Below are 5,011 nucleotides of genomic sequence, written 5' to 3' on the forward strand. Positions count from 1 at the left end.
CAGCAGGCGGGTGGATGCCGGTTCCAGCGGTGCGGCTCGGAGGTGGACCAGGGCCTGTGCGTAGCGTTCGGTGATCATGGTTTCGACCTGTTGGGTGGCGCCGGTGGCGGTGATGATGTTGCGGGCGGTGGCGGCTTGGTCGTGGGTGAGTTCGCGGTGGCCGAGGAGGGGGCGGAGCTGGTCGGCCTGGGTGCGGGTGGCGTGGCGCAGGGCGAGGGCGATGAGGACGGTGGCCTTGCCTTCGCGGAGGTCGTCGAGTGCGGGTTTGCCGGTGCGGGCGGGGTCGCCGTAGACGCCGAGGAGGTCGTCGCGGAGCTGGAAGGCTTCGCCGAGGGGGATGGCGAAGGCGGACAGGGAGTCGAGGAGGCTCTGGTCGGCGCCGGCGAGGGCGGCGCCTATGTGCAGGGGGCGTTCGATGGTGTATTTGGCGGTCTTGTAGCGGCAGATGGCCAGTGCGCGGCCGACGTCGACGCTGGGGGTGCCGGTGGCGGTGACGTCGAGGTACTGGCCGTACATGACTTCCGTGCGCATGGCGTCGAGCAGGGGGAGGGTGTCGGTGAGTTGCTTGTGGCTGAGGCCGGCGGTGTGGAGGAGTTCGTCGGACCAGGTGAGGGCGAGGTCGCCGATGAGGATGGCGGTACTCGCGCCGAGTCGGTTGGCGGTGGTGGTGGTGCGGCCGGGGGCGTGGCGGGTGGCGAGGGTGCGGTGGAGGGTGGGGTGTCCGCGGCGGGTGTCGGAGCGGTCCATGACGTCGTCGTGGATGAGGCAGAAGGCGTGGAACATTTCCAGGCTTGCGGCGGCGCGGACGACGGGGAGGGGGTGGCCGCGCCCTCCGGCTGTGTGCCAGCCGGTGAGGCAGAGGAGGGGGCGGATGCGTTTGCCGCCTGCGGTCAGGAAGTCCGTGAGGAGTGCGGTGACTTCTCCCGGCATGTTCTGTCGGGCCGCGGCGCGGGCCTTGTCGGTGAGGAAGGCGCCGAGGGCGGTGTCGATCTTGGCGCGGGCCTGGTCCAGGCCGGCGCCGTCGGGCTGGGCCGGGGCTGTGATGGTCATGAGGGGTCCTGTGGCGGGGCCGGGGTGTCTTGGGGGGTGAGGCGCAGTGCTTCGTCGAGGAGGGTCTCGACGATCTTGTGTTCGGGGACGGTGCGGAGGACTTGGCCTTTGCGGAAGATCTGGCCTTTGCCGTTGCCGCAGGAGACGCCGAGGTCGGCTTCGCGGGCTTCGCCGGGTCCGTTGACGACACAGCCCATGACCGCGATGCGCAGGGGGTGAGGGAAGCCGTCGAAGGCGGCCTCGACTTTCATGGCGAGGGTGTGGATGTCGACCTGGAGGCGTCCGCAGCCGGGGCAGGAGACGATCTCCAGCTTGCGAGGGCGCAGGCCGAGGGAAGAGAGGATGTGGCAGCCCGCCTTGACCTGTTCGACGGGTGGTGCGGAGAGGGAGACGCGGATGGTGTCGCCGATGCCTTCGCCGAGGAGGATGCCGAGGGCGACGGCGGATTTGATGGCGCCCTGGAAGGCGGGTCCGGCCTCGGTGACGCCGAGGTGCAGGGGGTAGTCGCAGGCGGCGGCGAGGAGCCGGTTGGCGGCGATCATCGTGGTGGGATCGTGGTGTTTGACGGCGATCTTCAGGTTCTGGAAGCCGTGTTCCTCGAAGAGGGAGCATTCCCACAGCGCGGATTCCACGAGTGCCTCGGGTGTGGCGCGGCCGTGTTTGGCGAGGAGGCGGGGGTCGAGGGATCCGGCGTTGACGCCGATCCGGATCGGTACGCCGGCCGCTGCGGCTGCCTTGGCGATGTCGCCGACCTTGTCGTCGAACTTGCGGATGTTGCCGGGGTTGACCCGTACCGCGGCGCAGCCGGCGTCGAGGGCGGCGAAGACGTAGCGGGGCTGGAAGTGGATGTCGGCGATCACCGGCAGCGGGGACTTCGCCACTATCGCGGGGAGGGCGTCGGCGTCGTCCTGGGAGGGGACCGCCACGCGGACGATGTCGCAGCCCGCGGCGGTGATCTCGGCGATCTGCTGGAGGGTGGCGTCGATGTCGGCGGTGAGGGTGGTGGTCATGGTCTGCACGGAGACCGGCGCGCCGCCGCCCACCGGGACATTCCCGACGTGGAGTTGGCGGGTACGGCGGCGCGCCGGAGTGGCGGGGAGGGCGGGAAGGCCGAGGTCGGTGGTCATCGTGTCCTGCCTTCTTTCGCGGTCCGCTGGGAGTGGTACGGGAGTCCGGCGCGGGCGCGGAGTATCGCGTGGACGATGCCCTGGCTGTCGAGACCCGCCGTGCTGAGGAGGTCGGTGCGGGTGGCGTGGGGGAGGAAGCGGCGGGGCAGGCCCAGGATGTGGGTGGGCACGGTGCTCCCGGTGTCGGTGATCGCCTGGGCGACGGCTGCTCCCACGCCGCCGGAGCGGATGCCGTCCTCGACGGTGATCACGAGGCGGTGGCGTGCGGCGAGTTCGGTGAGCTGGTGGGGGACGGGCAGGGCCCAGCGGGGGTCGGCGACGGTGCATCCGATGCCCCGCTGGTCGAGATAGGCGGCGGCTTCGACGGCCGCTGCGGCGAGGGGGCCGGTGGCGACGAGCAGGACGTCCCGGACACCGGAGCGGAACAGGACATCGACCGGGCCGCGCCGCTCCAGGGCGGCGAGAGTGTCTCCGGCGGTGCCTTTGGGGAAGCGCAGGGCGGTGGGACCGGCGTGGTGGGTGACGGCCTCGGTGAGCAGTTCCCGCAGCTGCGCGGCGTCGCGCGGGACGGCGACCCGCATGCCGGGGACGGTGTTCAGGAGGGGCAGGTCCCACATGCCGTGGTGGGAGGGGCCGTCGGGGCCGGTGATGCCGGCCCGGTCCAGGACGAAGGTCACCGGCAGCCCGTGCAGGGCCACATCCATCAGGACCTGGTCGAACGCCCGGTTCAGGAAGGTGGCGTAAAGGGCCACGACCGGGTGCAGGCCGGCCATGGCGAGCCCGGCCGCCGAGGTGACGGCGTGCTGTTCGGCTATCCCGACGTCGAAGACACGGTCCGGGAACTTCTCCCGCATCGGGTGCAGGCCGGTCGGCCGCAGCATCGACGCGGTGACGGCCACCACCTCCGGGTGCCGGGCCGCCACCGCCACCAGCTCGTCCGAGAACACACCCGTCCACGACCGCCCCGGACTCCTGCCCGCCGCAGCGGGGCGGCCGGTGGACGGATCGACGACACCGACCGCGTGCAGACAGTCCGCCTCGTCCGTCTCCGCGGGCGGGTATCCACGGCCCTTGACGGTCACCACGTGCACGAGGACCGGGTGGGCCAGCGCCCGCGCCCGGCGCAGCGCCTCCTCGACCGCGGCCGTGTCGTGACCGTCGACCGGTCCGAGGTAGCGGAAGCCCAGATCGGTGAAGATATTCCGGTCCCCCGGGGGCTCGGCTGTGCTGTTTCCCTGCTGTTTCAGTGCGCTGAGATGTGCGACGAGGGCGCCGGTGGTGGGGTCGTAGGAGCGGCCGTTGTCGTTGAGGACCACGATCACCGGACGCTCCGGGGCGGCGCCGAGATTGTTCAGGCCCTCCCAGGCCAGACCGCCCGTGAGGGCCCCGTCGCCGATGACGGCCACGACCGTACGGCCGCTTTCACCGTCCAGGGCCCGTGCCTTGGCGAGGCCGTCGGCGTAGGAGAGGGCGGTGGAGGCGTGGGAGTTCTCCACCAGGTCGTGCGGCGACTCCGTACGGGAGGGGTATCCGGACAGGCCCCCGGCCTGCCGCAGCGACCCGAAATCCTGGCGGCGGCCGGTCAGCAATTTGTGTACGTACGCCTGGTGCCCGGTGTCGAAGACGATCGCGTCCCGGGGCGAGTCGAAGACCCGGTGCAGCGCCAGGGTCAGCTCGACCACCCCCAGGTTCGGGCCCAGATGACCGCCGGTCGCGCATACCGCGTCGATCAGGAACGCCCTGATCTCGGCCGCCAGCGCGCCCAGTTGTTCCCGGGGCAGGGCGCGCAGGGCGGCCGGGGTGCCGGTCTCCTCCAGCAGCGGGAAACGGGTGCCAAAGACGCTGGTTGTGCTCATCGGTTCTTCCTCACTGCGGCGGGTGGCGCGAAGTAGGTGTCCTCGGTCGTGGTGATCCGTTCCTGGACGGTGAGCGGCCCCAGCCCGGCCAGCGCCGCGAGGGTCTCCTCGACCAGGGCGGGCGGGGCCGACGCCCCGGCGCTGAGCCCGACCATGGTCACGTCGCGCAGCCAGTCGGGCCGGATGCGGGAGGCGTCCTCGATCAGATGGGCCGGGGTGCCCGCCTTGCGGGCCAGTTCCACGAGCCGGACCGAGTTGGAGGAGTTCTCCGACCCGAGGACCAGGACGAGATCGGCCTGCGCGGTGACGGCTTGCAGGGCGTGCTGGCGGTTGGTGGTGGCGTAGCAGATGTCCTCCGAGCCCGGACCGCTCGCCTCGGGGAAGCGTTCCTTGAGCGCGGCGATCGTCTCCCGCGTCTCGTCCACGGCGAGGGTTGTCTGGGTCAGGTACGTGACCCTGGCCGGGTCCGGCAGCTCCAGGCCGGCGATGTCGTCGGCGCTGCTCACGACCACCATGGCGTCGGGGGCCTCGCCGTAGGTGCCCTCGACCTCCTCGTGACCGGCATGCCCGATCAGCACGATGCTGCTGCCCCGCTCGGCGAACCGGCGTGCCTCCGCGTGGACCTTCGTCACCAGCGGACACGTCGCGTCCACCACCGTCAGGTCCCTGCGCTCCGCCTCCGCACGGACCTGCGGGGACACACCGTGCGCGGAGAACACCACCAGAGACCCTTCGGGAACCTCGTCCAGCTCCTCCACGAACACCGCACCCCGCTCCGCCAGGCCGGCGATGACGTGCGTGTTGTGGACGATCTGCTTCCGCACGAACACCCGCCGCCCACCAGGCCCCTGCTGCTGATCCTGCTCAAGGAGTGCCTCGACGACCTCGATCGCCCGCTCCACCCCGGCGCAGAACGACCGCGGAGAGGCCAGCAGGACCGTCCGGGGCCCCATGACCCGCGCCCAGGACTCCACGGCC

The 5,011-nt window shown here is 71.4% G+C and carries 4 protein-coding genes; all 4 read right to left on the reverse strand.

Annotation, left to right across the window (positions count from 1 at the left end):
- Positions 1 to 1,050 (reverse strand): polyprenyl synthetase family protein (locus ACFRFC_RS38095; protein ID WP_382693771.1); only part of this gene is annotated, 1,050 nt, incomplete at its 3' end.
- Positions 1,047 to 2,177, reverse strand: coding sequence for a flavodoxin-dependent (E)-4-hydroxy-3-methylbut-2-enyl-diphosphate synthase (ispG, locus tag ACFRFC_RS38100; RefSeq protein WP_382693769.1), 1,131 nt, complete (start codon positions 2,175 to 2,177; stop codon positions 1,047 to 1,049). The genes ispG and ACFRFC_RS38095, both read right to left, overlap by 4 nt.
- Positions 2,174 to 4,033, reverse strand: coding sequence for a 1-deoxy-D-xylulose-5-phosphate synthase (locus ACFRFC_RS38105; protein ID WP_382693768.1), 1,860 nt, complete (start codon positions 4,031 to 4,033; stop codon positions 2,174 to 2,176). The genes ispG and ACFRFC_RS38105 overlap by 4 nt, the downstream gene beginning before the upstream one ends.
- Positions 4,030 to 5,011 (reverse strand): 4-hydroxy-3-methylbut-2-enyl diphosphate reductase (ispH, locus tag ACFRFC_RS38110; protein ID WP_382693767.1); only part of this gene is annotated, 982 nt, incomplete at its 5' end. The genes ispH and ACFRFC_RS38105, both read right to left, overlap by 4 nt.

The sequence above is a fragment of the Streptomyces sp. NPDC056734 genome, assembly GCF_042790455.1.
Classification (GTDB): Bacteria; Actinomycetota; Actinomycetes; order Streptomycetales; family Streptomycetaceae; genus Streptomyces.

What these genes read in the sequence shown, in the direction of transcription:
- ACFRFC_RS38105 (WP_382693768.1), bottom strand. Translation starts at nt 4,033, where the DNA reads ATGAGCACAACCAGCGTCTTTGGCACCCGTTTCCCGCTGCTGGAGGAG.
- ispG (WP_382693769.1), bottom strand. Translation starts at nt 2,177, where the DNA reads ATGACCACCGACCTCGGCCTTCCCGCCCTCCCCGCCACTCCGGCGCGC.